This is a genomic window from Bacillus sp. BR3(2024) (assembly GCF_039134555.1).
GTDB classification, from domain to species: domain Bacteria; phylum Bacillota; class Bacilli; order Bacillales; family Bacillaceae_G; genus Bacillus_A; species Bacillus_A cereus.
This window is the reverse complement of record NZ_CP152433.1, coordinates 3,970,230-3,996,802: the sequence shown is the minus strand read 5'-3', so window position 1 is coordinate 3,996,802 and position 26,573 is coordinate 3,970,230. Positions and strand designations below refer to the sequence as shown.

The window sequence follows — 26,573 nt, the reverse complement described above, 5'->3', positions numbered from 1 at the left end:
TATTTATAAATAGTGGGGCATTCCTATCTTCTAAAGCGAGCTTGTACTTTATTTCGTTTACGGTCTCGGTGCAAGACGAAGCCACCGAAGATATAAAACCCGAGCCCGAAGCAGAGAGCGCCGATTAAAAATTGTAACCACAGTATAGAGATTGGTGGAAATAGAATCCCGAATACAGTATCTCTCATTAACTTTATACCAAACACAGCTAATGAAATAGGGATGAGTGCTAATAGTAGAGCAACGTAACGCTGCATACACAACGCTCCTTTTCAGATTATTTTGTATATTTTAATGATGTTATAAGGAAAGGGGGTTTGTCAAGAGGGTGCTGAACGAGTAAGATAAAGGTGTGAAAAAATTTGCAGAGTTACTTCGAGAGGAAGTGGGATATATGAAACAAAAAGTATTAATTGTTGGTGCAGGTGAAGGCGGGAGCGCACTGCTGAATCTGTTACAAAGTTCGAATATATTTCAAATTATAGGGATTATTGATATAAATCCGTTGGCAAAAGGACTACAAATTGCTAAGGAATACGGGATTGCAATTGGAGAAAGTGTAACTCCATTTCTTTCTATGCATATCGATGTAATATTTGATATGACAGGTGAAGATGATGTGCATAAGGTTTTATTGGAAAAAAAGAAAAAAGACACTCTTCTTATACCAGGTGATATCGCAAAAATTGTTACAGGATTAGCGCATGAGAAGGAAGGGCTAATTGGGCGATTAGAGGAACAAACGCAACAAGGAGAATTAATTTTAAATTCTACACATGACGGCATGATCGTAATTGATCGAGAGGGACAAGTTCGTCTTTTTAATAAAAGTGCAGAGCGTATTATCGGCTATAAAAAAGAAGAGGCGATAGGAAAATATATTTTAGAAGTCATTCCAACTAGTAAATTACTTCGCATTATACGTACGAAACAAATAGAAGTAAATTATGAACTAACATTAGAGAATGGAAAGAAAATTATTACAACGCGTATACCGATATTAAAAGAGGGCGGAGAGGTACAAGGGGCATTTGCAATTTTTAAAGATATAACAGAAGTTGTAGATTTAGCGGAAGAAGTTACAGATTTAAAGGAGATTCAAACACTATTAGAGGCAATTATTAACTCATCTGAAGAAGCAATTTCGGTTGTGGATGAAAAAGGAAGAGGTTTAGTCATTAACCCGGCATATACGAAATTAACGGGTTTAACAGAAGAAGATATTATTGGGAAGCCTGCTACAACTGATATTGTAGAAGGCGAAAGTATGCATATGAAAGTACTTCGAACGCGTCGTGCGGTGCGCGGAATACATATGAAGATTGGGCAAAAAAAGCGCGATGTAATTGTAAACGTGGCACCAGTCATTGTGGATGGAATATTGAAAGGAAGCGTCGGCGTTATCCGTGACGTGTCGGAAATTCAAAAGTTAACAAATGAATTGAATAGAGCAAGGCAAATTATTCGCACATTAGAAGCGAAATATTCATTTGATGATATTGTCGGGAATTCAGATGAAACAACGGCAGCTATCGAACAGGCGAAGCTAGGAGCAAATACACCAGCAACAGTACTGTTACGCGGTGAATCTGGGACTGGTAAAGAATTGTTTGCACATGCAATCCATAATGGAAGTAATCGAAAATACAATAAGTTCGTCCGTGTAAACTGTGCGGCCATTTCGGAGACGTTGTTAGAAAGTGAATTATTTGGTTATGAGGAAGGGGCGTTTTCTGGAGCGAAAAGAGGCGGGAAACGTGGGTTCTTTGAGGAAGCAAATAACGGTAGTATTTTTTTAGATGAAATAGGGGAGTTATCTGCAAATACACAAGCGAAACTCCTTCGTGTACTGCAGGAAAAAGAAATTGTAAAAGTTGGTGGAACGAAAGCGATACCTATTAATGTTCGAGTAATTGCAGCGACGCATGTGAATTTAGAAAAGGCTATTCTAGAAGGGAAGTTTAGGGAGGATTTATATTATCGATTAAATAAAATCCCAATTCAAATTCCATCTCTTCGTCAACGTAAAGGAGATATACCGACAATTGCGGACAGATTGATTCAAAAAATTAATCAAGATTACGGTCGTAATGTAGAAGGGCTCACTGATTCAGCCATTTTATATTTACAATCATACGAATGGCCAGGGAATGTGAGGGAACTTGAAAATATTCTGGGAAGAGCTATTATCTTTATGAATTATAACGAGACCTATATTGATGTACACCATTTACCGCCATTACATAACGAAGAGCAGGTGGAGTCAAAGCAATCTCATTTATTACCTGAATTAGAAGAAAAGCCACTTGAACATTTAGTGACAGAGTTTGAAGGGAATATTATTCATGAATATTTGGAGAGATTTGATGGGAATAAAACGCAAACTGCAAAAGCGTTAGGAATTTCCGTTCGAAATTTATATTACAAGCTAGAAAAGTATGACCATGCAAAAAATAGCATGCAATAAATTGCGTACCGTGCAATTTATTGCATGGTATACAAAAAGTGACAAAATAAGACAGAATCTTTTGTTATTTTCCAAAGTATTGATTTTACTGCATTTTGAATGCGTTTTCATTATTGGTAAGACCACTTTTAAAAGTTGGCACGGTATTTGCTTTATAAATAGACGAGGGACGACGGAAAGGGTTGATTACAAAATATGAAGTTAGAATACTTAATTGATCAAGCAGCAGGGCAGCCTAAAAAAACTGTAGCTGTAGCAGTAGCTGAAGATCATGAAGTAATTGAAGCTGTAGCGAAAGCAATTAAATTACAGTTAGCTCAATTTCGTCTATATGGAAATCAAGAAAAAATAATGGGGATGCTACAAGAACATGGTTTACAAACTTCAGAACATGTTGAAGTGATTGCAGCAATGTCTAGTGCAGAGGCTGCAGAACTTTCTGTTAAAGCTGTGAGAAATGGTGAAGCAGACGTGCTTATGAAGGGGAACATCCCAACAGCGAATATTTTGAAGGCTGTGTTAAACAAAGAGTGGGGCCTACGTAAAGGTAGCGTACTTTCACATGTAGCAGCATTTGAAGTTCCAAATTACGATCGTCTTATTTTCGTTACAGATGCAGCGATGAACATCGCACCTGATGTAACACAAAAAGCTGCTATTATACAAAATACTGTAGAAGTTGCCCGGGCAATAGGAATCGACTTGCCAAAAGTGGCACCAATTGCAGCAGTAGAAGTTGTGAATCCAGCGATGCAGGCGACAATTGATGCAGCGATGTTAACACAAATGAATCGCCGCGGACAAATTAAAGATTGTATCGTTGATGGACCACTTGCTTTAGATAATGCAGTATCACAAATTGCAGCAGAGCATAAAGGCATAGTAAGTGATGTAGCAGGTAAGGCAGATATTTTACTCGTCCCAACGATTGAAGCTGGAAATGTGCTATATAAATCACTCGTATACTTTGCGGATGCAAAAGTAGGAGCATTGATTGCTGGCGCAAAAGCACCGATTGTTTTAACATCTCGTGCTGATTCAGCAGAAACAAAAGTATATTCATTAGTATTGGCAGTTGCGACTGCTTCAAAATAAACCAAAAAGGGTAAAACATTAGGGGGAAACGACAATGACATTAGAAATCTTCGAATACTTAGAAAAATATGATTATGAGCAAGTAGTATTTTGTCAAGATAAAGAATCTGGTTTAAAAGCAATTATTGCAATTCATGATACAACACTTGGACCGGCTCTTGGTGGAACAAGAATGTGGACATATGATTCTGAAGAAGCGGCGATTGAAGATGCATTGCGTCTTGCAAAAGGGATGACATACAAAAACGCAGCAGCTGGTTTAAACTTAGGTGGTGCGAAAACAGTAATTATCGGTGATCCTCGTAAAGATAAGAGCGAAGCAATGTTCCGTGCACTAGGACGTTATATCCAAGGACTAAACGGACGTTACATTACAGCTGAAGATGTTGGTACAACAGTAGATGATATGGATATTATCCATGAAGAAACTGACTTTGTAACAGGTATCTCACCATCATTCGGTTCTTCTGGTAACCCATCTCCGGTAACTGCATACGGTGTTTACCGTGGTATGAAAGCAGCTGCAAAAGAAGCTTTCGGTACTGACAATTTAGAAGGAAAAGTAATTGCTGTTCAAGGCGTTGGTAACGTAGCATATCACCTATGCAAACATTTACACGCTGAAGGAGCAAAATTAATCGTTACAGATATTAATAAAGAAGCTGTACAACGTGCTGTAGAAGAATTCGGTGCATCAGCAGTTGAACCAAATGAAATTTACGGTGTTGAATGCGATATTTACGCACCATGTGCACTAGGCGCAACAGTTAATGATGAAACTATTCCACAACTTAAAGCAAAAGTAATCGCAGGTTCTGCAAATAACCAATTAAAAGAAGATCGTCATGGTGACATCATTCATGAAATGGGTATTGTATACGCACCAGATTATGTAATTAATGCAGGTGGCGTAATTAACGTAGCAGACGAATTATATGGATACAATAGAGAACGTGCACTAAAACGTGTTGAGTCTATTTATGACACGATTGCAAAAGTAATCGAAATTTCAAAACGCGATGGCATAGCAACTTATGTAGCGGCAGATCGTCTAGCTGAAGAGCGCATTGCAAGCTTGAAGAATTCTCGTAGCACTTACTTACGCAACGGTCACGATATTATTAGCCGTCGCTAATCATTCATATATAACTTTTACAAAAGGTGTGGTTACCTCTTATGAGGTTTCCACTTCCTTTTGAATTTATTAGTGGAGGTAGCAACATTGTCTGTAAATCGAATTCTTGTTATTAACCCAGGTAGTACATCCACAAAAATTGGTGTTTTTGATAATGAAAGACCCGTTCTAGAAGAAACGATTCGTCATGACGTAGAACAGATTGGAAAATATAAGAGAATTATCGACCAATATGAGTTTCGAAAAGAAACGATTTTAGAAGTTCTACATTCTCATGGTATTAACATTTCAAAATTAAACGCTGTTTGTGGGCGTGGTGGATTACTTCGTCCAATCGAAGGCGGTACGTATACAGTAAACGATGCGATGTTAGAAGATTTGAAAAATGGCTTTAGTGGTCATCACGCTTCAAACCTTGGAGGCATTTTAGCATATGAAATTGCTTCTGGATTAAACATTCCTGCATTCATTGTAGATCCTGTCGTTGTAGATGAGATGGAGCCGGTTGCTCGTATAAGTGGCATTGTTGGTATGGAACGCAAAAGTATCTTCCATGCATTAAATCAAAAAGCAGTTGCTCGTAAAGTAGCTGAACAGTTAAATCACAAATACGAGGATTTAAATTTATTAGTTACACATATGGGTGGCGGTATTACAGTTGGTGCTCATAAAAAAGGAAGAGTAATCGATGTGAATAACGGTTTAAACGGAGAAGGACCATTTAGTCCAGAGCGCGCTGGTACAGTACCAGTAGGGCAACTAGTAGAAATGTGTTTCTCTGGTGAGTATTACCGTGATGAAATGATTAAAAAACTTGTCGGACAAGGTGGACTTGTAAGTTTAATCGGTACAAATGATGCGATTAAAGTAGAGCAAATGGTTGAAAAAGGTGATCCTGAAGCAACTCTTATTTATAAAGCAATGGCATATCAAGTTGCAAAAGAGATTGGCGGAGCTAGCGCTGTACTTCACGGGAAAATCGATGCAATCGTATTAACTGGTGGACTGGCATACAGTAAAATTCTTGTCGATGAAATAAAAGAGCGAGTGGACTGGATTGCAGATGTTATCGTACATCCAGGCGAAGATGAGTTAGAAGCGTTAGCAGAAGGAGCACTTCGTGTATTACGTGAAGAAGAAGCTCCAAAAGAATACGTTGTACGTGAAAAAGAAACGGTAGCTAGGGGTTGAGATAATGGCAAAAGAATATGATTTAGTCATCGTTGGCGGCGGTACTGGTGGATATGTTGCTGCAATTCGTGCATCACAACTAGGGTTAAAAACTGCACTAGTCGAAAAAGAAAATCTTGGTGGTACTTGTTTACACAAAGGATGTATTCCTAGTAAAGCTCTTTTACGTAGTGCGGAAGTATATGCAACTGCTAAAAAAAGCGAAGAGTTCGGAGTTATTGCAAGCAATGTAGAACTAAACTTTGCGAAAGTACAAGAGCGTAAAGAGAAGATAGTAACGCAGCTTCATAAAGGCGTTCAACATTTAATGAAACAAGGTAAAATTGATGTGTTTGAAGGTATTGGCCGTATTCTTGGCCCATCTATTTTCTCTCCGATGCCAGGGACAATTTCAGTTGAACTTGCAAGTGGAGAAGAGAATGAAATGTTAATTCCAAAAAATGTACTTATTGCAACAGGTTCTCGTCCAAATTCATTACCAGGTTTAGAATTAGATGGAGAGTACGTAATGTCTTCAGATCATGCTCTAAAAATGGAAACGCTTCCTAGTTCGATTATTATCGTTGGTGGCGGTGTAATCGGTATTGAGTGGGCATCTATGCTTGCTGACTTCGGTGTAGAAGTTACAGTATTAGAGTATGCGAAAACGATATTACCACTAGAAGATCAAGACGTTTCAAAAGAAATGCAACGTCTATTCAAGAAAAAAGGTATTAAAGTGGTAACTGGTGCAAAAGTATTACCAGAAACATTGGTAAAAGATAATGGAGTAACAATCCAAGCTGAACACAACGGTGAAAATAAAGAATTTAAAGCAGAAAAAATGCTTGTATCTGTAGGAAGACAAGCGAATACGCAAAATATTGGCTTAGAGAACACAGATATCGTTGTGGAAAAAGGATACATTCAAACAAATGAGTTTTATCAAACGAAAGAATCGCATATTTACGCAATTGGAGATGTAATCGGTGGCCTGCAACTTGCTCACGTTGCTTCTCATGAAGGAATTGCTGCAGTAGAACATATTGCAGGGAAAGAAGTTACACCAATTGATTACTCTATGGTATCAAAATGCGTATATAGCAGTCCAGAAGTTGCTTCTGTCGGTTTAACAGAACAAGAAGCAAAAGAAAAAGGCTATAAGTTAAAAGTAGGTAAGTTCTCATTCCGCGCAATCGGAAAAGCACTTGTATACGGAGAATCAGATGGTTTCGTAAAACTTGTAGTTGATGAAGAGACAAATGACATTCTTGGTGTTCATATGATTGGACCACATGTAACAGATATGATTTCTGAAGCTGGTCTTGCAAGAGTACTTGATGCAACACCTTGGGAAGTAGCACATACAATTCATCCGCATCCATCATTATCTGAGGCGATTGGTGAAGCAGCACTTGCTGTAGATGGAAGAGCGTTACACGCATAAAAATGTGGATTTAGGAGGTTATGAAAAATGGCAGAAGTAAAAGAAAAGCGCCATGAAGAGCTTGGCTTAAGTGATGAGCAAGTATTAGAAATGTTCCGTACGATGTTACTTGCACGTAAAATCGACGAACGTATGTGGTTATTAAACCGTGCTGGTAAAATTCCATTCGTAATTTCTTGTCAAGGACAAGAGGCTGCACAAGTTGGAGCGGCGTTCGCTCTTGATAGAGAGAAAGATTATGCATTACCATACTACCGTGATATGGGTGTTGTACTAGCATTTGGTATGACAGCTAAAGAGCTTATGTTGTCTGCTTTCGCGAAAGCTGGAGATCCAAACTCTGGTGGTCGTCAAATGCCTGGTCACTTCGGTCAAAAGAAAAATCGTATTGTTACAGGTTCATCTCCAGTAACAACGCAAGTACCACATGCAGTTGGTATTGCATTAGCTGGAAAAATGGAGAAGAAAGATTTAGTAACGTTCGTTACATTTGGAGAAGGTTCTTCAAACCAAGGTGACTTCCATGAAGGGGCAAACTTTGCTGGTGTACACAAACTACCTGTTATTTTTATGTGTGAAAATAACAAATATGCAATCTCTATTCCAGTTGAAAAACAATTAGCATGTAAAAACGTATCAGATCGTGCGATTGGTTACGGTATGCCTGGATATACAATAGACGGAAACGATCCGCTTGCAGTATATAAAGCTGTAAAAGAAGCAGCAGATCGCGGTCGTCGTGGTGAAGGCCCAACTTTAATTGAAACAGTATCATATCGTTTAACAGCACATTCTAGTGACGATGATGATCGTGTTTATCGTGATAAAGAAGAAGTAGAAGAAGCAAAGAAAAAAGATTCAATTATAACATTCGCGGCTTATTTAAAAGAAGCTGGTGTATTAACTGAGGAATCGGAAAAACAAATGTTAGACGAAATTATGCATATCGTAAATGAAGCAACAGAATATGCAGAAAATGCTCCGTATGCAGCACCTGAAGATGCATTGAAGCACGTATACGCAGAATAGGGGGGAACGTTTCATGGCTGTAATGTCTTATATTGATGCTATTACATTAGCAATGCGCGAAGAAATGGAACGCGATGAGAAAGTATTCGTTTTAGGAGAAGATGTTGGTAAAAAAGGTGGCGTGTTTAAAGCGACACACGGTTTGTATGATCAATTTGGTGAAGATCGTGCGCTTGATGCACCGCTTGCAGAATCTGCAATTGCTGGGGTAGCAATTGGTGCGGCAATGTATGGTATGCGTCCAATCGCTGAAATGCAGTTTGCTGATTTCATCATGCCAGCAGTAAACCAAATTGTTTCTGAGGCAGCAAAAATTCGTTATCGTTCTAATAATGATTGGACTTGTCCAGTTACAATTCGTGCACCATTTGGCGGGGGTGTTCACGGTGCATTGTATCATTCACAATCTGTAGAAGCGATGTTTGCAAACCAACCAGGTTTAAAAATCGTTATCCCTTCTACACCATATGATGCAAAAGGCTTATTAAAAGCAGCCATTCGTGATGAAGATCCAGTATTATTCTTCGAACATAAACGTGCATATCGTTTAATTAAAGGTGAAGTGCCGGAGGATGACTACGTATTACCAATCGGAAAAGCAGATGTAAAACGTGAAGGTGATGATATTACAGTTATCACGTACGGATTATGTGTTCATTTTGCTCTTCAAGCGGCTGAAAAGTTAGCACAAGATGGCATCTCTGCACACATTCTTGATTTACGTACTGTATATCCATTAGATAAAGAAGCAATCATTGAAGCAGCTTCTAAAACAGGTAAAGTTCTTCTTGTAACAGAAGACAATAAAGAAGGAAGCATTATGAGTGAAGTGGCAGCAATTATTGCTGAAAACTGTCTATTTGATTTAGATGCGCCAATCGCACGTCTTGCAGGTCCAGACGTTCCAGCAATGCCATATGCACCAACAATGGAAAAATTCTTTATGGTAAATCCAGATAAAGTTGAAAAAGCAATGCGTGAACTTGCGGAATTTTAATCGGGGGGACTATACATGGCTGTAGAAAATATTACAATGCCTCAGCTCGGGGAGAGCGTTACAGAGGGCACAATTAGTAAATGGCTCGTTAATGTTGGCGATCACGTAAACAAGTATGATCCGCTTGCAGAAGTAATGACTGATAAAGTAAATGCTGAAGTACCATCTTCTTTCACGGGGATTGTAAAAGAGTTAATCGCTGGTGAAGGTGATACGTTAGCTGTAGGTGAAGTAGTTTGTGTGATTCAAGTAGAAGGCGCAGATGAAGTAGCAGCAACAGCTGTTGAGGAAAAAACGAAAGAAGAACCAAAGGCAGAAGTAGCTACGTCTGAAAAAGCACCGAAAGTAAAACAACCAACTGATGGAAAACCACGTTTTTCACCAGCTGTGTTAAAACTTGCGAGTGAGCATAACGTTGATTTAGATCTAGTAGAAGGTACGGGAGCAAACGGCCGTATCACTCGTAAAGATATTTTAAAGCTAGTGGAATCTGGAAATATTCCGCAAGCAGGTGCAGCGAAGAAAGAGGAAGCTGTAGCGGCAGTAGTAGAAGCTCGCCCAGAAGCACCAAAAGCAGCACCAGTAGCGCAAAAAGTAGAAGCTGCGAAACCAGTTTCTGTACCTACAATGCCTGGAGATATCGAAATTCCAGTAACAGGTGTGCGTAAAGCAATCGCAGCAAACATGTTACGTAGTAAACATGAAGCACCACATGCTTGGATGATGATTGAAGTAGATGTGACAAACCTTGTGTCATACCGTAACTCAATTAAAGGTGACTTTAAGAAGCGTGAAGGCTTTAACTTAACGTTCTTTGCTTTCTTCGTAAAAGCAGTAGCACAAGCGTTAAAAGAGTATCCTCAAATTAATTCAATGTGGGCTGGCGATAAAATTGTTCAGAAGAAAGATATTAACCTTTCTATCGCTGTTGCAACAGAGGAAGAACTATTTGTACCAGTAATTAAGCAAGCGGACGAGAAAACAATTAAAGGTATCGCTCGTGAAATTACAGAACTTGCAGGAAAAGTACGTACGAAATCGTTAAAAGCAGATGAAATGCAAGGTGGAACATTTACAATTAATAACACAGGATCATTCGGTTCTGTTCAATCTATGGGTATTATTAATTACCCACAAGCGGCTATTTTACAAGTTGAATCAATTGTAAAGCGCCCAGTAATTATGGATAATGGTATGTTCGGTGCTCGTGACATGGTTAACTTATGTTTATCACTTGATCACCGAGTACTTGATGGTTTAATTTGTGGTAAGTTCTTAGGGCGTGTTAAAGAAATTTTAGAAAACATGTCAGAAAATAATACATCTGTATATTAATAAAAAGCTCGCTTATGCGAGCTTTTTATTATCTTATTTCTTCATCTACATCCTACTATATGTATAAATACCTTTCCCAGTAATCTTACAATAAATGATTATGTATTAGGAATTTACGAAAATACATTGCTGATATATGGTATATGGATATAAAATAAGAAAAGAATAATTTTTTTGGCAAATCTTACTGATGAAACTGTAGTATAATATATTGTATTGTATGAAAAAGAGAGTTATTCTATATAAGTGTTTTATAGATAATGTGTAATCAGTCGTCAAAACATGAAGAATGTTGACTCCTGGTTTTTTATTTTTGCCGTAACAATGTTTCAGGAGGATGTCATGAAAAGAAGTACCGAGTTTCTAAAAAGTTTAGATGTAAAATTAATTTTAATTTTGTGTGCACTATGTGTGACGAGTATAGCTGCTATATATAGCAGTCAGCAAACGGGACAGTATGGAGCTGCAAACTTTGCTATGAAACAAGGTGTTAACTACATAATTGGGGTTGTATTGTTACTTCTTGTTGCAAGCATTGATTTAGATCAGTTACAAAAATTATCTTGGCCGCTTTATATTGCTGGGTTTGCTTCACTTATTCTTTTGAAAGTATTACCACCATCAGGTTTTACACCTGAAAAATTAGGTGCAAAAAGATGGTTTGTTTTCCCAGTATTTGGACAAATTCAGCCGTCTGAGTTTTTCAAAATTGCATTGCTACTTGTAGTAGCGAGTATAGCAGTAAAACATAATGCACAGTATATGGCAAGGACATTCCAAACAGATTTAAAGCTAGTAGGTAAAATTATGCTAGTGTCACTTCCACCTATGGCGGTTGTATATAGTCAACCTGATACAGGTATGGTGTTCTTATATGCTGCTGCTATTGCATGTATTTTATTTATGTCAGGTATTCAAAAGAAATTGATAGCATTATGTACAGTTATTCCGTTGACCATATTATCTGCTTTAATATTTATTTTCTTTAAGTATCAAGATTTTTTCTATAATAATTTAGTTACTTTACTAAAACCTCACCAACAGTCGCGTATTGTAGGTTGGTTAAATCCATTTGAAAATGCAGATCAAGGTTATCAAACGCAACAATCGATTTTAGCTGTAGGTAGTGGAGGAATGGAAGGTAAAGGGTTTGGGGGAGGAAGCGTCTATATCCCAGAGAAGCATACTGACTTTATTTTCGCTACAATTGCCGAAGAAGGTGGATTTATCGTAGCAGCCTTAGTTGTCTTCTTGTTCCTATTACTACTATATCGAACAATTATTATTGGTTATTCCGCTGATAATTTATTTGGTACATTATTATGCGCTGGATCGATCGGTATATTAACAGTTCAAATATTCCAAAACATCGGTATGATCGTTGGATTAATGCCTGTAAAAGGTATTGCATTACCTTTCTTATCGTATGGGGGAAGTTCCTTATTCTCGAATATGATTATGATGGGGCTCATACTATCGGTACGGAAAACGTATAAAAAATATATGTTTTCAGTTAAGTAAAAAAAGCTGGTTCGTTTTTAAACGAACCAGCTTTTTTACATATATGCTCATAAACGTTGCAAACTAAAACAGGTTAGCAGTTTGAGACGGGTAAGGAGTGCAAAGTGATGCATATGCATATTTTTGAAGGAGCACGGCATCTTTCTAGTAGTGAATGGGTTATTCGGGCTATTATAGCATACATATTTTTAATATTAGTTGCGAAAGCGATGGGACAAAGGTCTATCGCACAACTTCGTTTTTTAGATGTTGTATTAGTGTTATTGCTTGGTGGGAATATTTCTAACGCATTGTCTGATGAAAAAGTAGGGTTACTGGGCTCGATGATTACAACGTTCATACTCGTTGTACTTCATATTATAAGCTCAGTTTTAATGCTGAAATGGGATAGATGGAGACGTTTTTTAGAGCCAGCACCTATCATTCTTATACATAATGGTTCCATTGATTTTAGCAATTTGAAAAAGGCGAGAATTACCGTGGAATATTTGTTTTCGGAACTTCGTATGCGAAATGTGAGCGATATTCAAACGATTAAATTAGCATTATGGGAAGCAAACGGTGTCGTTTCTATATTTCGGTATCCAGAATATGAAGCAGTTTCGCGGCTTGATCTTAAAGTGGCGGGAAAAAAATCTCCAGTTTCTTTTGTATTAGTAAAGGATGGGAGGATACAGAAAGATGTTCTTGCATTATTAGGAAAAACAGAAGCTTGGGCGCGAGAATTTCTAGAGGAGAGTACAGAAGTGGAATCTATTATGTTAGCTACAGTAGATGAATCACATAAAATAAATATTTTGTTAAAAAAATGAAAAATATACGCATTTTGTCGTTTCGAACATATGATACAATAGTGTGGACAACGAAAAAGGAGGCGATACGGTGGGATATGTAGAAGAATTACGAAAAATAGTTGGTCATCGCCCTTTAATTTTAGTTGGTGCTGTTGTACTCGTTATAAATGAAAATGGATATGTTTTATTGCAGCAGCGGACAGAGCCGTACGGAAAATGGGGGCTACCTGGCGGGCTAATGGAGCTTAGTGAATCACCAGAAGAAACAGCTTATCGTGAAGTATATGAAGAGACAGGAATAAAAGTGAAGAACTTGCGACTAATCAATGTATTTTCTGGAGCGAACTACTTTACAAAATTAGCAAACGGTGATGAATTTCAATCTGTAACAACCGCCTATTATACAGATGAATACGAAGGGGATTTTGTTATGAATAAAGAAGAAGCAGTTCAGCTTAAATTCTTTTCAGTAACAGAACTACCTGACTATATTGTAGGATCGCATAAAAAAATGATTGCTGAATATATGAAGATTATGGAAAAAAAGATATAATCATAGTGAAAGAAATACAAAAACACAGTTCTGGTTGGTAGTCCAGACGCATGATTTCATGTCAGTAACCTTCCCCTCCGGGATGTCCTGTATTTCTAATCTTTTAAAGGAGGGGCTGTCAATGGATTTGACAGTATATCACGATGGCCAATTTTTTGTTGGAATCATTACATGTAAAGAACAAGGGAAATTGTATGGGGCGAGGTATATTTTTGGGGCGGAACCGTCAGATGAAGAAGTGCTTATGTTTGTGAATGGTTCAATTTTAGAGCATTTTCAGCACTTTGCAAAATGTGGTGTAGAAGTTAAAGAAAAACAGCGTCCTAAAAACATAAAGCGTATCATACGACAAGCAGCAAAAGAAATAAATATTAAACGTTTTACTAAGGCGCAAGAGGCGATTAGTTTATCTTATGAATTGCATAAACAAGAAAAGAAAGTGCAGTCTAAAGAAAAGCGAGAAGCTGAAAAAGAAAGAAGACGTTTAATGAAAGTACAAAAAGCAAAGCAAAAACATCGTGGTCATTAAAGAAAAGGTGTTAGAGCAAGAGCTCTAACACCTTTTCTATACTTAAATACAAGTAAACTTACTTGTATTTCATAAACATTAACTGGTAAGATACAAATAGGTAGTTTTAGAGGAGGGAAAAGAGTGATTAATTTTAACTTTTTTATGAATGATGTTGTCCGCCAAGCGCGTGAAGAGATTGTCTCTGCTGGATATACAGAATTGACGACGCCAGAAGCGGTAGAAGAAGCGTTTAAAAGAAATGGAACAACACTTGTAATGGTAAACTCTGTATGTGGTTGTGCAGGTGGTATTGCTCGTCCTGCTGCTGCGCATTCCGTACATTATGATAAACGTCCTAACCACCTTGTAACGGTGTTTGCAGGTCAAGATAAAGAAGCGACAGCAAGAGCGCGTGAATATTTCGAAGGGTACCCACCTTCTTCTCCATCATTTGCTTTATTAAAAGATGGAAAAATTGTAACGATGGTAGAGCGTCATGAAATTGAAGGTCATGAACCGATGCAAGTTATTGCGAAACTACAATCATATTTTGAAGAGAATTGTGAAGAACTATAAAAAATAAGAGAAAAGGCGGCACGTCCACAATCAAGTGGATGTGCCGCCTTTTTTATTTATTATTAAAATTTATGGAATATGCATAGTTGTGTTATTTTATGCATCATTTTATACATAAAAAATAGCATTTATATTGTTTTGTTATTTATTTTTATTTTATATATTGCATAAAAATAAAAGTGCTGATACAATACAAACATCGAATAAATATTCTATTAAACTTTTAAATATACATTATTAGGGGGAAGAAAGATGAAGAAGTTAGTATCAATATCGTTTGCACTTATTTTAATTGTAAGTATATTCAGCGCTTGTAGTAATGGGGAATCGAAAGAAACAAAAGGAAATAAAAAAGTACTCGTAATGGGAACTTCAGCAGATTATAAACCTTATGAATATGTAGATGCGTCAAAGAGCGATGAAATTATTGGTTTTGATGTTGATGTTGCTAAATATATCGGAAAAGAACTTGGGTATGAAGTGAAAGTGAAAGATATGGATTTTGGTGGTTTATTAGCATCTCTTAGTTCAGGAAAAGTTGATTTCGTAATGGCAGGCATGACGCCAACTGCAGAGCGTAAAAATAATGTTGATTTTACAGATATTTATTTTGTTGCGAAAAATATGGTCGTTTCTAAAAAGGATTCTAACATTAAATCTGTAGAGGATTTAAAAGGGAAAAAAGTAGGAGTACAAACAGGGTCTATTCAAGAAGAGAAAGCAGCAGAATTTAAAAAACAAGTAGATTTCCAAGTTGAGGGACGTGACCGTATACCAGAAATCGTACAAGAAATTAAAGCTGGTCGTTTTGACGCTGCAATTATAGAAGACACAGTTGCTAAAAATTATTTAGAGAAAATGAAAGATTTACAAGGAATTGAAATTAAAGAAGCGCCAGAAGAAGTTGGAGCAGCAATTGCCCTTCCGAAAAACAGTGATAAAACAGCTGAATTTAATAAAGTAATTAAAAAAATGCAAGAAAATGGAGAAATGGATAAATTAGTGAAGAAATGGTTTGGCAGCGGAAAATAAGCTGCCTTTCACTTTTCTGTGAGGGGAATGAAAAGAATGAACTTAGATTTTTCGGCGATTACGCCTTCGATACCATATATACTAAAAGGTTTAGAAGTTACTTTGAAAATTGTAGCAGTATCAGCTTTAGCAGGATTTATTTTAGGAACGCTATTAGCACTTTGTAAAATTGCTAGAATACGAGCATTAAATATAGCAGCAGATTTTTATACATCAATTTTTCGTGGTACACCCCTTGTATTGCAATTAATGATTATTTATTTCGGTGTCCCGCAAATAATTGGTTATGAAATACCAGCATTCTTAGCTGCTGTACTTGCATTTAGCTTGAATTCAGGTGCATACATGTCAGAAGTAATTCGTGCTGGTATTCAAGCGGTTGATAAAGGACAAACAGAAGCAGCAATGGCTTTAGGGGTACCATACGGAAAAATGATGAGAAATATTATTTTTCCTCAAGCATTAAAAAATATATTACCAGCGCTTGTGAACGAATTTGCGACACTTACAAAAGAATCGGCTGTAGTAACGGTAATAGGCGCGACTGATTTAATGCGTCGTGCTTACATTGTAGGAGGTGAGACATTTAAATATCTTGAACCATTACTTTTTGTTGGACTGATTTATTATATGTTAGTCATTATTCTTACATTAGTCGGGAAGGCAATTGAAGGGAGAATGAAGAAAAGTGATTAAAATTGAAAACCTTCATAAATCATTTGGTAAAAACGAAGTATTAAAAGGAATTACAACAACGATTGAAAAAGGGGAAGTAGTTGCAATTATAGGACCTTCTGGATCAGGAAAATCAACATTTTTACGTTGTATGAATATGTTAGAAGCACCAACGGATGGTCACATTTGGATTGGAACGGAAGAAGTAACGAATCCGAAAACGAATGTTATGCATGTTCGTGAAAATGTCGGTATGGTATTTCAACATTTCCACTTATTTCCTCATATGACTGTATTAGAAAATATTACGTATGCTCCTATCAATGTAAAAGGGATAACGAAGCAAGAAGCTGAAAAGAAAGCTGAGAAACTTTTAGAAAAGGTTGGATTAGTAGATAAAAAAGATACGTATCCAAATCGTCTTTCGGGAGGACAAAAGCAACGTGTAGCAATTGCAAGAGCGTTAGCAATGGAACCGGAAGTTATGTTATTTGATGAACCGACATCGGCGCTAGATCCAGAGATGGTGAAAGAAGTGTTAGAAGTTATGAAATCGTTAGTTACGACAGGAATGACGATGGCTATCGTTACACATGAAATGGGCTTTGCAAAAGAAGTGGCAGATCGTGTTCTTTTCTTGGACGGAGGAAAGCTTGTAGAAGATAGTGCGCCAGAAGAATTTTTTGCAGCGCCGAAAAGTGAACGTGCGCAACAATTTTTACAAAAAATATTGTAATATGAAAAGGTTATGTGAATAATAAGTAGAAAAGGATGACATTGTGTCATCCTTTTTTTATACTAGCTGTAAATACGTTTATACATATAGGAGTAATGATATGTTTAAAATTGGATATCGTACAGTAAAAACAGCAATAGGGACAGGCGCGGCAGTTTTTATTGCTCAGTTATTAGGGTTAGAATTTTATAGTTCAGCAGGTATTTTAGTTATTTTATGTGTACAAAATACGAAGCGCAAATCGCTTCAAGTGTCGTTACATCGTTTTCTAGCGTGTGTATTATCAATGGTATTCGCGTTTTGTATTTTTGAAACGATCGGCTATACACCACTTGCAATTAGCATATTGTTACTTACATTTATTCCGACTGCAGTAATGCTTAAAATTCAAGAAGGTATTGTCACGAGTTCAGTTATTGTTATGCATCTATATTCATTGAAGCAAATTACATGGCTTATAGTTGGAAATGAAATTGCTATATTAACGATAGGGATTAGTGTGGCGTTATTAGTAAATATGTATATGCCGAGTAGTGAAAATAAGCTAAAAGAGTATCAGGATAAAATAGAGAGTAATTTTAAAACGATTTTGTTTGAAATGGTTGTGTATTTACGAAATCGAGAAAGTAGTTGGAGTGGAGCAGAACTCATTGAAACCGAGAATATGTTAAATGAAGCAAGAGATTTATCGTTTAAAAAACTTGAGAATGCATTTATGCGAGAAGATGATTATTACTATCGTTATTTTAATATGCGTATGCAACAATTCGAAATTTTAGAGAGAATGATACCACTAGCAGCTTCTTTATCATGGACATATGAACAAGCTGATATGATTGCAGATGTTGTTGAAAACATTGGTAATGCTATTAGCCCTGAGAGTACTGGCGTTATTTCCTTAAGGCAGCTTCAAGAAATGAGGGGATTATTTAGAGACATGCCATTACCAGCTACACGCGAAGAATTTGAGATACGTGCGAAACTTGTTCAACTTGTGTATGAAATGGAACAATATTTACTCATTAAAAGTCGCTTTAAGGGAAAGGATAATATAAAAGAACTTATATAGAAGGTAGGAATTATCTATGCCGTATCTTCTCTCTATCATATTATGTCTTTCTTTATCGCCGATTTGGCCTCTTGGGGATAATCCACGTGCCGGAGATCCTTTTATTATTGTAAATAAAGCAACGAATAAATTAGCTTACATTGACGATGGAAAGATTCAAAAGGTTTTTCCAGTAGCGACAGGGAAAACGAATGAATTAACTCCAGAAGGAACTTTTGATGTTGTAATGAAAGCGAAGGATCCGTATTATATTGCGAAGGATATTCCAGGTGGGTCGCCAAAAAATCCACTTGGGTCAAGGTGGATTGGATTTAATGCAAGAGGAACTGATGGAAGTAAATATGGAATACATGGAACAAACCAACCGAGTTCAATTGGAAAGTATATTTCACAAGGGTGTATAAGAATGAAGAAAAACGATGTGGAATATTTGTTTGATCGCATTCCAATTGGAACGAAAGTATGGATTGTGAAATCGAAAAAATCATTTCAGCAATTGGCAAAAGAAAAAGGAGCCGTTGCATATGAAAAAGCCAACGAAAAGGTTGGCTTTTTCTATTATAATAAGTTGTCTTGACATGTGTACATAACCGTGCGTTAATGAGAATATAGAAAGATAAAATTAGATAAAGGGGTTGCTCATATGTACTTGAATCCAAAACTTTCGTATATGCAGTTTTTTATGGGATTTCTATTTGTTATTACATTCATATTGGCAACTTTTAATATATGTTCTTATCTTGTAGCGATTGTATGTATGGCATTGCTTAATCTAACTTTTGTTATTGGAGCATTTCAGCAGAAACAATATACAAGTTTTGTAATAGCACTTGTAATGTCATTTTCCTTTAGTATTGTAGCGATTGTGTTTTATATAAAATAAACCATCTCGATGTCGAGATGGTTTATTTTGTCATGTGTAAAAAGTAAAAAAAGGACGAACACATCGCCCTTTTTACCAAAACATACTCGCGCCAGCAAGTAATGTTGTTACAAGCATAGAAATCAGCATCACATAAACCATAACTTTTTGAGCTTTTTTATGCATCGTTATACCTCCTTGCAAATCAGTACAATTTCATTGTAACGAGAAATGAAATTATGGACAAGGGGAGAGTGAGGACAAAATTCGGGAGGGGATTGCAAAATATAACAGGAAATTTGAGTGTGTATAGAGAATATAGTAAAAGGGTATATTGTTAATTTTTAGTTGGGCAAGCTGAAGAATGGAGATACGATGATGAAAATATACGAAACAGATCGTTTATACTTAAGGGAAATTGATGAGTCGTATGCTGAAACAGTTCTTCAATATTACGACAGAAATCGTGAATTTTTAAAAGCTTGGGAAGAGTATAGACCGGATGATTTTTTTACGCTAGATTATCAAAAGAAAAAGTTGCAAAAGGATAGAAAAGAGTTCGAAGAAGGGAAAATCATCAGACTATGGATTTTTAAAAAGGGTGATGATACGAAAATAATTGGGTGTATTTCATTTAATTTAATCGTTCGTGGCATTTATCAATCTTGTGTACTCAGTTATAAATTAGATAAAGCAGAGTTAAACAAAGGGTATACGACAGAAGCGCTTAGAAAAGCAATTCAAGTTGCTTTTGGGGAATTTCAGTTACATCGTATAGAAGCTCCGATTATGCCTCGTAATTTAGCATCTATACAAGTAGTAACGAAGATAGGTTTTCAATATGAAGGCGTGTCTAGGAAGATGTTAATGGTAAATGGCGTGTGGGAAGATCATATGCGCTGGGTATTGTTAAATGAGTAATAGAAAGCAGATGGTTATCTAGACATGTAAACCATCTGTTTTTTGTCTTGTATTTCGAAACTTTTGCGAAATTCTGTTATAATTAATAGTGTTACATACATAATGGTAGTGCAGGAGGCGCAGTCTTATGATTAATCAAGAACGTTTAGTAAATGAATTTATGGAATTAGTACAAGTAGATTCTGAAACGAAATTTGAAGCAGAAATCTGCAAAGTATTAACGAAGAAATTTACAGATTTAGGTGTAGAAGTATTTGAAGATGACACAATGGCTGTAACTGGTCATGGTGCAGGTAACTTAATTTGTACTTTACCAGCAACAAAAGATGGTGTTGATACAATTTACTTTACTTCTCATATGGATACAGTAGTTCCTGGTAATGGAATTAAGCCTTCTATTAAAGATGGATATATCGTATCAGATGGTACAACAATTTTAGGTGCGGATGATAAAGCTGGATTAGCATCAATGTTCGAAGCAATCCGTGTTTTAAAAGAGAAAAATATCCCTCATGGTAAAATAGAATTTATTATTACAGTCGGAGAAGAATCAGGTCTTGTTGGTGCAAAAGCATTAGACCGTGAGCGTATTACAGCGAAATATGGCTACGCATTAGATAGCGATGGAAAAGTTGGTGAAATCGTTGTTGCAGCTCCAACACAAGCGAAAGTGAACGCAATTATTCGCGGGAAAACAGCTCACGCTGGTGTAGCGCCGGAGAAAGGTGTATCTGCAATTACTATCGCAGCGAAAGCAATTGCGAAGATGCCACTTGGTCGCATTGACTCTGAAACGACTGCAAATATTGGACGTTTTGAAGGTGGTACACAAACGAATATCGTTTGCGATCATGTACAAATCTTTGCAGAAGCTCGTTCTTTAATTAATGAGAAAATGGAAGCACAAGTTGCGAAAATGAAAGAAGCATTTGAAACAACTGCAAAAGAAATGGGCGGTCATGCAGACGTTGAAGTAAACGTTATGTACCCAGGATTTAAATTTGCTGATGGCGATCACGTTGTAGAAGTTGCAAAACGTGCAGCTGAAAAAATTGGTCGTACACCTTCTCTTCACCAAAGTGGTGGCGGAAGTGATGCAAACGTAATTGCAGGACATGGTATCCCAACAGTTAACTTAGCGGTTGGTTATGAAGAAATTCATACAACAAACGAGAAGATTCCTGTTGAAGAATTAGCAAAAACAGCAGAATTAGTTGTTGCAATTATTGAAGAAGTAGCGAAGTAATGGAATAGAAAAAGCGTGTAAATCAATTATGATTTACACGCTTTTTATTTTGATTCGATTGCTTTGACAAGACGTATAAGCGAATATAAGAAAAACTATGGAAGTATATACGTTGTTGCTAAATGTACTAGACGAGGGAATAACCTTAACGTATTCATATTGAAAATCGGAAGTAGTAAATAATTAATTAATTGCAATGATTAATATAACTACAAGGAATGTATAGTTGAGTTTATCCCGCTATTTGCCAGACAGTAAGACCCCTACCTCAAAATTCAGCGAAAGTAAAGAAGTTAGGTGGGGGTCCTGCTGCCCGTAAAAGTCCGATTAGTGAGAGTTGATTAAAGTTTCGATTTATATCGATTATAAAAAAGAACAAGTAATTATTATAACTATTGTGCAAAATTTGATATAATAAAAGAACGAACGTTCTGATTAGGGAGTGAGTACTATGCGAGAAATGTATCCGAAAAATGGTCGTGTTATTTTACATGTAGATATGAATTGCTTTTTCGCATCTGTTGAAATTGCTCATGATCCATCATTACAAGGAAAGCCATTAGCGGTTGCTGGAAATGAAAAAGAGAGAAAAGGAATTATTATAACATGTAGTTATGAGGCGAGAGAATACGGAATACGTACGACGATGCCCCTTTGGGAAGCGAAAAGGTTATGCCCGCAATTAGTTGTAAGGCGTCCTAATTTCACATTATATCGCGAAGCTTCATTTCAAATGTTTCAAGTCCTTTCTCGTTTTACAGAAAAGATACAACCAGTCTCAATAGATGAAGGATATTTAGATATTACAGATTGCTACGCACTTGGTTCGCCTCTTGAAATAGCAAAGATGATTCAACAAGCACTATTAACAGAGTTGCAGCTTCCGTGTAGTATCGGAATCGCTCCAAATCTTTTCCTAGCAAAAACAGCTTCTGATATGAAAAAACCTCTCGGTATTACCGTACTTCGAAAACGTGATATTCCAGAAATGATTTGGCCACTTTCAGTTGAAGCAATGCATGGGATTGGAGAAAAAACAGCTGAAAAATTAAATGAAATTCATATACATACAATTGAACAGTTAGCGAAGGGAGACGAGCATATCATTCGCGCTAAAATTGGCAAGCACGGTATTGATTTACAAAAGCGTGCAAAAGGTACGGATGATAGGGAAGTGGATCCGAGTCAAATGGGCCAACATAAAAGTGTCGGTAACTCGATGACTTTTTCAAAGGATATGGATGAAGAGAAAGAATTACTTGATATGTTAGAACGGTTATCAAAATCAGTGAGTAAAAGATTACAAAAGCGAACCCTTGTCAGCTATAATATTCAAATTATGATTAAATACCATGATAGGCGAACAGTAACACGGAGTAAGCAATTGAAAAATGCAATTTGGGAAGAACGCGATATTTTTCAAGCAGCATCCCGTTTATGGAAGCAACATTGGGATGGTGATTCCGTTCGTTTACTAGGTGTTACAGCTACTGAAATAGAGTGGAAGACAGAATCGGTGAAACAATTAGATTTATTTTCATTTGAAGAGGATGCGAAAAAAGAACCACTACTTGCTGTCATTGATCAAATTAACGATAAGTATGGAACACCGATTTTACAACGAGGTAGTCAACTACTACGTAAGCAAGAGAAGTCGTTTCAACAAAAGTTAGAAAATAAGTTTATGTAGAAGGTGTCATGAAGTAGTAAAATCATGACACCTTTCCTAGTTAACTCGCTTCTAAATTTAAAGAAGTCTTCCATCCAGCTCCAGTAACGCCAGATTCTAATAGCATTCTACTTACTATTTTTTCAATTAAGATAGCCGCATTTGTCTTGCAATGTAATGTAGCCTGTATACACACCTTTTGATTAGAATCTACGTCTTCACTATACAACTCTTTTAAACCGATTCCTTCTGTACTTACCATATGCATAAGTAAAAAACGAATATGTGCTTCATTTTCTTCTGAACAAGTAAGGGAAAGTAAGTAGTTCGTTTGTTCTGGTGATTCTTCTTTTGATTTTTTATTCATAAAAAGAGCAATTGGGCGAAGAAGTATATTTGCTAGTAACACGCCGGCTGCACCTAATATAGCTGCAACGAGGAAACCGGCGCCTGTAAGAGTACCGACAGCAGCTGCACACCATAAAGTAGCTGCTGTATTTAGCCCTCTAATACTAAAACCATCGCGGATAATAACGCCACCCCCTAAAAATCCAATACCACTAACGACTTGAGCAGCAATGCGGGATGGGCTAGCATCATGATCAAGCATGACGGATAATAAAACAAATATACAGGCACCAAGTGATACGAGAGCATTTGTCCGTAACCCAGCCATTCGGTGTCTCCATTGTCTTTCCATTCCAATGCAAGCTCCTACAATAATTGCTATAACTAACCTGAATACAATGTCGTACCATACCATCATGGTCACCTCCATATATAATATGTGTTATGTTTTTTAGAATGAGCGGGGGATACCCACTCATTCTTATTTTTACAACCAGCTATGAAACTTTTTAATATAAAGCTTTTTCAGGAATTGTGTTAAAAAAGCGTAGCCTAATAGTATTCCTACTAACCAAGGGAAATAGTTAAGTGGCAACGCTTGTAAACCAACGGCTGCACCAAGTGGTGAGAATGGAATATAAATCCCGATTGCCATAATAAGAGCGGTTAATAAAACGACTGGTGTTGATGCAGTGCTTTGAATAAATGGAATCTTTTGTGTTCTTATCATGTGAACAATTAAAGTTTGTGTTAATAACCCAACGACAAACCAACCGGACTGGAATAATGATTGCTCGCTCGGTGTATTTGCACCAAATACATTCCACATGACTACGTATGTGATAATATCAAATATAGAACTAATTGGGCCGATACAAATAATGAAGTTTCGTAAGTTTGCAGTATCCCATTTTCGTGGTTTTTCTAGAAACTCTTTATCCATTTTGTCCCATGGAATAGAAAGTTGTGAAATATCATAAAGTAAGTTTTGAATTAAAAGATGAATGGCAAGCATCGGTAAAAAAGGAATGAAAGCACTTGCTACTAACACGCTAAACACATTACCGAAGTTAGAGCTAGCTGTCATCTTAATATATTTTAAAATATTTCCGAATGTAGTACGTCCTTCTAAAATCCCTGCTTCTAATATAGTTAAACTTTTTTCGAGTAGAATAATATCGGAAGCTTCTTTCGCAATATCAGTAGCAGTATCAACAGATATTCCGACATCAGCTTCACGTAATGCTACAGCATCGTTAATGCCGTCTCCCATGTAACCTACAGTGTATCCATTTCCTTGTAATGCGTGTATAATACGAGATTTTTGCATGGGATTAAGCTTCGCAAATACAGTCGTTTCTTCGGCAAGTTTTGCTAATGCTTTATCTGGTAAAGAATCAATCTCGTAACCGAGGATTGGTTCGCAGATATCTAATCCAACTTCTTTACAAACCTTTCTTGTAACAATTTCGTTATCGCCAGTTAAAATTTTCACTTGTACACCATGTTTTTGTAATGCTTGAATTGCAGCTGCTGCAGATGGTTTCGGTGGATCTAAAAAGCCGATATATCCAGCGAGAATCATATCAGTTTCGTCTTTTACTGCGTACTCTGTATCATTTATTCTTCTATCTTTTTTATAAGCCACAGCAATAACCCGCATACCTTCACTATTTAGTGTCTCACTTATTTTTTTGACATTTGAACGTATTTCCTCGGTGAGTGGAACGATTTTTTCATCCACTTCAGTGTAGTTACAAATTGATAAAATTTCTTCTACGGCACCTTTACAAACCATTGTATGTTCACCTGAAATATCCTTTACGATGACTGACATACGCCGGCGGGCGAAATCGAATGGAATTTCATCTAGCTTTTGAAAAGCTGATGGATTAAATGTATTGTTTTCCTCTGTATGCTTAATAACAGCTTTATCTATTAAATTTTTCAATCCAGTTTGATAGAAACTATTTAAATAGGCAAATTGCAAGACGCGATTGCATTCATTTCCCTTGGAATCTAAGTGACGAACAAGGACAACTTTATCTTCTGTTAAAGTTCCGGTTTTATCTGTACAAAGAATGTTCATAGCACCTAAGTTTTGAATAGAATTTAGCTGTTTTACAATTACTTTTTGTTTAGACATTTTAACGGCACCTTTAGCTAAATTAGCAGTTACAATCATTGGTAACATTTCAGGTGTAAGGCCAACAGCGACGGCAATAGCGAAGAAGAAAGCTTCTTGCCAATCACCTTTTGTGAATCCATTAATGAGAAGGACAATAGGTGCCATAATAAGCATGAATGTAATTAAGAGCCAGCTTACTTTGTTTACACCTTTATCAAAGCTTGTTTCTACACGCTTTCCAATTACCTTATTGGCTAAAGAGCCGAAATACGTATCGGTACTTGTTGAGATGACAACAGCTTTTGCGCTACCACTTACAATATTTGTTCCCATGAAACAAAGGTTTTCCATATCGAGTGGATTGTAATTTTTTTTCATGTTTGTCGGTAAGATATGCTTATTTTCTGTATGGTAGCAGTGTTCGTATTTTTCTACAGGAAGTGCTTCCCCTGTTAAAGAAGATTGATTAACAAATAAATCTTTAGCGGATACAATACGCACATCAGCTGGAATGATATCACCGGCTGAAAGGGAAATGATATCGCCAGGTACAAGTTCCTCAATTGGAATTTCTGTTGTGTAATTTCGATTTAAATTCGTTACATTTTTTGTTTCATGTACAAATCCATTTATTCTAAATACGCTTGCAGTTGTTCGAACCATAGCTTTTAACTTATCGGCAGCTTTTTGAGAACGAAATTCTTGGGAAAACCGAATTGTTGCACTAAGTAGTACCATTGCAGATACGACAATTGTTCCTTGCATATCATCCGTGAAAAAGGAGAGTGCTCCAAGAGCTAATAAAACGAAAATAAATGGATTTTTAAATGCCAACAGAAATTGAATGTACCACGGCGCTATTTTATTATGAGCTATTTCGTTCGGACCGTATAAAGAAAGTCTACGAGACGCTTCTTGTTTAGATAATCCATCTTGTGTTGTTTCTAAAAGTTTTAACGCAGAGCTTACATCTTGTGTTGCAACCTCCACTAATAATTCGTTATTTATTTTCATGCTATCTTGCTCATAAGCATGCTTTGTTTCTTGTCTTTGTAAATTAAACATCGGTAGTTCCTCCTCTGTCATGAAGGAGGAAACAATCTGTTACCTAACTATTTGAAATGGTGAGGAACAGTTTCTTTCCTACCTACATGATGAAATATGAATGTAAAACGTATGGGTATATGGGCCGAATCATCAATTGCCAACTGTTCCTCACCTCCGTACAATTTAGTAGTTTCTGAATATGCTATGTTT

General features: G+C 36.7%; 26 protein-coding genes. 22 read left to right on the top strand and 4 right to left on the bottom strand.

Annotation, left to right across the window (positions count from 1 at the left end; genetic code table 11):
* Positions 1–23: 23 nt before the first annotated feature.
* Positions 24–257, bottom strand: coding sequence for a DUF2627 domain-containing protein (locus tag V7S45_RS20445; protein WP_001190211.1), 234 nt, complete (start codon positions 255–257; stop codon positions 24–26).
* Positions 258–394: 137 nt separating this feature from the next.
* On the opposite strand from V7S45_RS20445, the gene V7S45_RS20440 reads away from it, so the two are divergent.
* The 19 genes from V7S45_RS20440 (at position 395) to V7S45_RS20350 (ending at position 19,025) form a co-directional block, all read left to right on the top strand.
* Positions 395–2,467, top strand: a complete 2,073-nt coding sequence (locus V7S45_RS20440) for a sigma-54-dependent Fis family transcriptional regulator (protein ID WP_033666632.1) — start codon at positions 395–397, stop codon at positions 2,465–2,467.
* A gap of 195 nt (positions 2,468–2,662) precedes the next feature.
* Entirely contained in the window at positions 2,663–3,562 is a 900-nt protein-coding gene (gene yqiS, locus V7S45_RS20435; protein ID WP_342761464.1) for a phosphate butyryltransferase, read from the top strand.
* Between the two features lie 34 nt (positions 3,563–3,596).
* A complete protein-coding gene (locus V7S45_RS20430) occupies positions 3,597–4,697 on the top strand; it encodes a leucine dehydrogenase (RefSeq protein ID WP_000171355.1) in 1,101 nt (366 codons plus the stop codon).
* 87 nt (positions 4,698–4,784) lie between these two features.
* Positions 4,785–5,888 (top strand): butyrate kinase, encoded by a 1,104-nt coding sequence (gene buk, locus V7S45_RS20425; protein ID WP_089607621.1) that lies wholly within the window; start codon positions 4,785–4,787, stop codon positions 5,886–5,888.
* A 4-nt stretch (positions 5,889–5,892) separates the two neighbouring features.
* Entirely contained in the window at positions 5,893–7,314 is a 1,422-nt protein-coding gene (gene lpdA, locus V7S45_RS20420) for a dihydrolipoyl dehydrogenase (protein ID WP_001051289.1), read from the top strand.
* 27 nt (positions 7,315–7,341) lie between these two features.
* Positions 7,342–8,343 (top strand): 3-methyl-2-oxobutanoate dehydrogenase subunit alpha, encoded by a 1,002-nt coding sequence (bfmBAA, locus tag V7S45_RS20415; RefSeq protein WP_000852551.1) that lies wholly within the window; start codon positions 7,342–7,344, stop codon positions 8,341–8,343.
* Positions 8,344–8,356: 13 nt separating this feature from the next.
* The gene (gene bfmBAB, locus V7S45_RS20410; protein ID WP_000290071.1) at positions 8,357–9,340 is read left to right on the top strand and encodes a 3-methyl-2-oxobutanoate dehydrogenase subunit beta; all 984 of its coding nucleotides are present in this window, start codon (positions 8,357–8,359) and stop codon (positions 9,338–9,340) included.
* A gap of 15 nt (positions 9,341–9,355) precedes the next feature.
* Entirely contained in the window at positions 9,356–10,675 is a 1,320-nt protein-coding gene (locus tag V7S45_RS20405; RefSeq protein WP_089607620.1) for a dihydrolipoamide acetyltransferase family protein, read from the top strand.
* A 342-nt stretch (positions 10,676–11,017) separates the two neighbouring features.
* Positions 11,018–12,196 carry an FtsW/RodA/SpoVE family cell cycle protein gene (locus tag V7S45_RS20400; RefSeq protein WP_000831181.1) on the top strand — a complete coding sequence of 393 codons (1,179 nt, stop codon included), beginning with the start codon at positions 11,018–11,020 and terminating at the stop codon, positions 12,194–12,196.
* Between the two features lie 107 nt (positions 12,197–12,303).
* Positions 12,304–13,008: a YetF domain-containing protein gene (locus V7S45_RS20395; RefSeq protein ID WP_000550974.1), complete on the top strand. Its 705-nt coding sequence runs from the start codon at positions 12,304–12,306 to the stop codon at positions 13,006–13,008.
* A gap of 70 nt (positions 13,009–13,078) precedes the next feature.
* Positions 13,079–13,543, top strand: a complete 465-nt coding sequence (locus tag V7S45_RS20390) for an NUDIX hydrolase (RefSeq protein ID WP_000542551.1) — start codon at positions 13,079–13,081, stop codon at positions 13,541–13,543.
* Between the two features lie 121 nt (positions 13,544–13,664).
* Positions 13,665–14,072: a YjdF family protein gene (locus V7S45_RS20385; RefSeq protein WP_089607619.1), complete on the top strand. Its 408-nt coding sequence runs from the start codon at positions 13,665–13,667 to the stop codon at positions 14,070–14,072.
* 144 nt (positions 14,073–14,216) lie between these two features.
* Positions 14,217–14,630: a BrxA/BrxB family bacilliredoxin gene (locus tag V7S45_RS20380; protein ID WP_001979317.1), complete on the top strand. Its 414-nt coding sequence runs from the start codon at positions 14,217–14,219 to the stop codon at positions 14,628–14,630.
* Between the two features lie 252 nt (positions 14,631–14,882).
* Positions 14,883–15,662, top strand: a complete 780-nt coding sequence (locus V7S45_RS20375; protein ID WP_000737673.1) for a transporter substrate-binding domain-containing protein — start codon at positions 14,883–14,885, stop codon at positions 15,660–15,662.
* Between the two features lie 36 nt (positions 15,663–15,698).
* A complete protein-coding gene (locus V7S45_RS20370) occupies positions 15,699–16,358 on the top strand; it encodes an amino acid ABC transporter permease (protein WP_001046916.1) in 660 nt (219 codons plus the stop codon).
* Positions 16,351–17,073: an amino acid ABC transporter ATP-binding protein gene (locus tag V7S45_RS20365; protein ID WP_000590200.1), complete on the top strand. Its 723-nt coding sequence runs from the start codon at positions 16,351–16,353 to the stop codon at positions 17,071–17,073. Before V7S45_RS20370 ends, V7S45_RS20365 begins: the two co-directional genes overlap by 8 nt.
* Positions 17,074–17,173: 100 nt before the next feature.
* Positions 17,174–18,142, top strand: a complete 969-nt coding sequence (locus V7S45_RS20360; RefSeq protein ID WP_000472673.1) for an aromatic acid exporter family protein — start codon at positions 17,174–17,176, stop codon at positions 18,140–18,142.
* 16 nt (positions 18,143–18,158) lie between these two features.
* Complete coding sequence (locus V7S45_RS20355; protein ID WP_001146566.1) at positions 18,159–18,719, top strand: L,D-transpeptidase; 561 nt, start codon at positions 18,159–18,161, stop codon at positions 18,717–18,719.
* Between the two features lie 66 nt (positions 18,720–18,785).
* Positions 18,786–19,025, top strand: coding sequence for a DUF3894 domain-containing protein (locus V7S45_RS20350; RefSeq protein ID WP_000281167.1), 240 nt, complete (start codon positions 18,786–18,788; stop codon positions 19,023–19,025).
* A 72-nt stretch (positions 19,026–19,097) separates the two neighbouring features.
* Here the strand turns inward: V7S45_RS20350 and prli42 are convergent, their stop codons facing one another.
* Positions 19,098–19,190: a stressosome-associated protein Prli42 gene (prli42, locus tag V7S45_RS20345; RefSeq protein ID WP_000549040.1), complete on the bottom strand. Its 93-nt coding sequence runs from the start codon at positions 19,188–19,190 to the stop codon at positions 19,098–19,100.
* A 189-nt stretch (positions 19,191–19,379) separates the two neighbouring features.
* Here prli42 and V7S45_RS20340 point away from each other — a divergent pair, with 189 nt between their 5' ends.
* From V7S45_RS20340 to V7S45_RS20330, 3 genes are all read left to right on the top strand, one after another.
* Positions 19,380–19,925, top strand: coding sequence for a GNAT family protein (locus V7S45_RS20340; protein WP_001987197.1), 546 nt, complete (start codon positions 19,380–19,382; stop codon positions 19,923–19,925).
* Between the two features lie 127 nt (positions 19,926–20,052).
* Positions 20,053–21,171 (top strand): tripeptidase T, encoded by a 1,119-nt coding sequence (locus tag V7S45_RS20335; protein WP_000609803.1) that lies wholly within the window; start codon positions 20,053–20,055, stop codon positions 21,169–21,171.
* A gap of 451 nt (positions 21,172–21,622) precedes the next feature.
* Entirely contained in the window at positions 21,623–22,861 is a 1,239-nt protein-coding gene (locus V7S45_RS20330) for a DNA polymerase IV (RefSeq protein ID WP_001208858.1), read from the top strand.
* Positions 22,862–22,901: 40 nt separating this feature from the next.
* Here the strand turns inward: V7S45_RS20330 and V7S45_RS20325 are convergent, their stop codons facing one another.
* Both V7S45_RS20325 and mgtA read right to left on the bottom strand, forming a co-directional pair.
* Positions 22,902–23,603, bottom strand: coding sequence for an MgtC/SapB family protein (locus V7S45_RS20325; RefSeq protein ID WP_000262342.1), 702 nt, complete (start codon positions 23,601–23,603; stop codon positions 22,902–22,904).
* A 72-nt stretch (positions 23,604–23,675) separates the two neighbouring features.
* Positions 23,676–26,381, bottom strand: coding sequence for a magnesium-translocating P-type ATPase (mgtA, locus tag V7S45_RS20320; RefSeq protein WP_157797752.1), 2,706 nt, complete (start codon positions 26,379–26,381; stop codon positions 23,676–23,678).
* Between the last annotated feature and the right edge of the window lie 192 nt (positions 26,382–26,573).

What these genes read in the sequence shown, in the direction of transcription:
- V7S45_RS20400 (WP_000831181.1), top strand. Translation starts at nt 11,018, where the DNA reads ATGAAAAGAAGTACCGAGTTTCTAAAAAGTTTAGATGTAAAATTAATT.
- V7S45_RS20430 (WP_000171355.1), top strand. Translation starts at nt 3,597, where the DNA reads ATGACATTAGAAATCTTCGAATACTTAGAAAAATATGATTATGAGCAA.
- V7S45_RS20380 (WP_001979317.1), top strand. Translation starts at nt 14,217, where the DNA reads ATGAATGATGTTGTCCGCCAAGCGCGTGAAGAGATTGTCTCTGCTGGA.
- V7S45_RS20405 (WP_089607620.1), top strand. Translation starts at nt 9,356, where the DNA reads ATGGCTGTAGAAAATATTACAATGCCTCAGCTCGGGGAGAGCGTTACA.
- V7S45_RS20330 (WP_001208858.1), top strand. Translation starts at nt 21,623, where the DNA reads ATGCGAGAAATGTATCCGAAAAATGGTCGTGTTATTTTACATGTAGAT.
- V7S45_RS20395 (WP_000550974.1), top strand. Translation starts at nt 12,304, where the DNA reads ATGCATATGCATATTTTTGAAGGAGCACGGCATCTTTCTAGTAGTGAA.
- V7S45_RS20360 (WP_000472673.1), top strand. Translation starts at nt 17,174, where the DNA reads ATGTTTAAAATTGGATATCGTACAGTAAAAACAGCAATAGGGACAGGC.
- V7S45_RS20385 (WP_089607619.1), top strand. Translation starts at nt 13,665, where the DNA reads ATGGATTTGACAGTATATCACGATGGCCAATTTTTTGTTGGAATCATT.
- V7S45_RS20375 (WP_000737673.1), top strand. Translation starts at nt 14,883, where the DNA reads ATGAAGAAGTTAGTATCAATATCGTTTGCACTTATTTTAATTGTAAGT.
- V7S45_RS20440 (WP_033666632.1), top strand. Translation starts at nt 395, where the DNA reads ATGAAACAAAAAGTATTAATTGTTGGTGCAGGTGAAGGCGGGAGCGCA.
- V7S45_RS20350 (WP_000281167.1), top strand. Translation starts at nt 18,786, where the DNA reads ATGTACTTGAATCCAAAACTTTCGTATATGCAGTTTTTTATGGGATTT.
- lpdA (WP_001051289.1), top strand. Translation starts at nt 5,893, where the DNA reads ATGGCAAAAGAATATGATTTAGTCATCGTTGGCGGCGGTACTGGTGGA.
- V7S45_RS20340 (WP_001987197.1), top strand. Translation starts at nt 19,380, where the DNA reads ATGATGAAAATATACGAAACAGATCGTTTATACTTAAGGGAAATTGAT.
- bfmBAB (WP_000290071.1), top strand. Translation starts at nt 8,357, where the DNA reads ATGGCTGTAATGTCTTATATTGATGCTATTACATTAGCAATGCGCGAA.
- V7S45_RS20370 (WP_001046916.1), top strand. Translation starts at nt 15,699, where the DNA reads ATGAACTTAGATTTTTCGGCGATTACGCCTTCGATACCATATATACTA.
- bfmBAA (WP_000852551.1), top strand. Translation starts at nt 7,342, where the DNA reads ATGGCAGAAGTAAAAGAAAAGCGCCATGAAGAGCTTGGCTTAAGTGAT.
- V7S45_RS20335 (WP_000609803.1), top strand. Translation starts at nt 20,053, where the DNA reads ATGATTAATCAAGAACGTTTAGTAAATGAATTTATGGAATTAGTACAA.
- prli42 (WP_000549040.1), bottom strand. Translation starts at nt 19,190, where the DNA reads ATGCATAAAAAAGCTCAAAAAGTTATGGTTTATGTGATGCTGATTTCT.
- yqiS (WP_342761464.1), top strand. Translation starts at nt 2,663, where the DNA reads ATGAAGTTAGAATACTTAATTGATCAAGCAGCAGGGCAGCCTAAAAAA.
- V7S45_RS20325 (WP_000262342.1), bottom strand. Translation starts at nt 23,603, where the DNA reads ATGGTATGGTACGACATTGTATTCAGGTTAGTTATAGCAATTATTGTA.
- V7S45_RS20355 (WP_001146566.1), top strand. Translation starts at nt 18,159, where the DNA reads ATGCCGTATCTTCTCTCTATCATATTATGTCTTTCTTTATCGCCGATT.
- mgtA (WP_157797752.1), bottom strand. Translation starts at nt 26,381, where the DNA reads ATGTTTAATTTACAAAGACAAGAAACAAAGCATGCTTATGAGCAAGAT.
- V7S45_RS20445 (WP_001190211.1), bottom strand. Translation starts at nt 257, where the DNA reads ATGCAGCGTTACGTTGCTCTACTATTAGCACTCATCCCTATTTCATTA.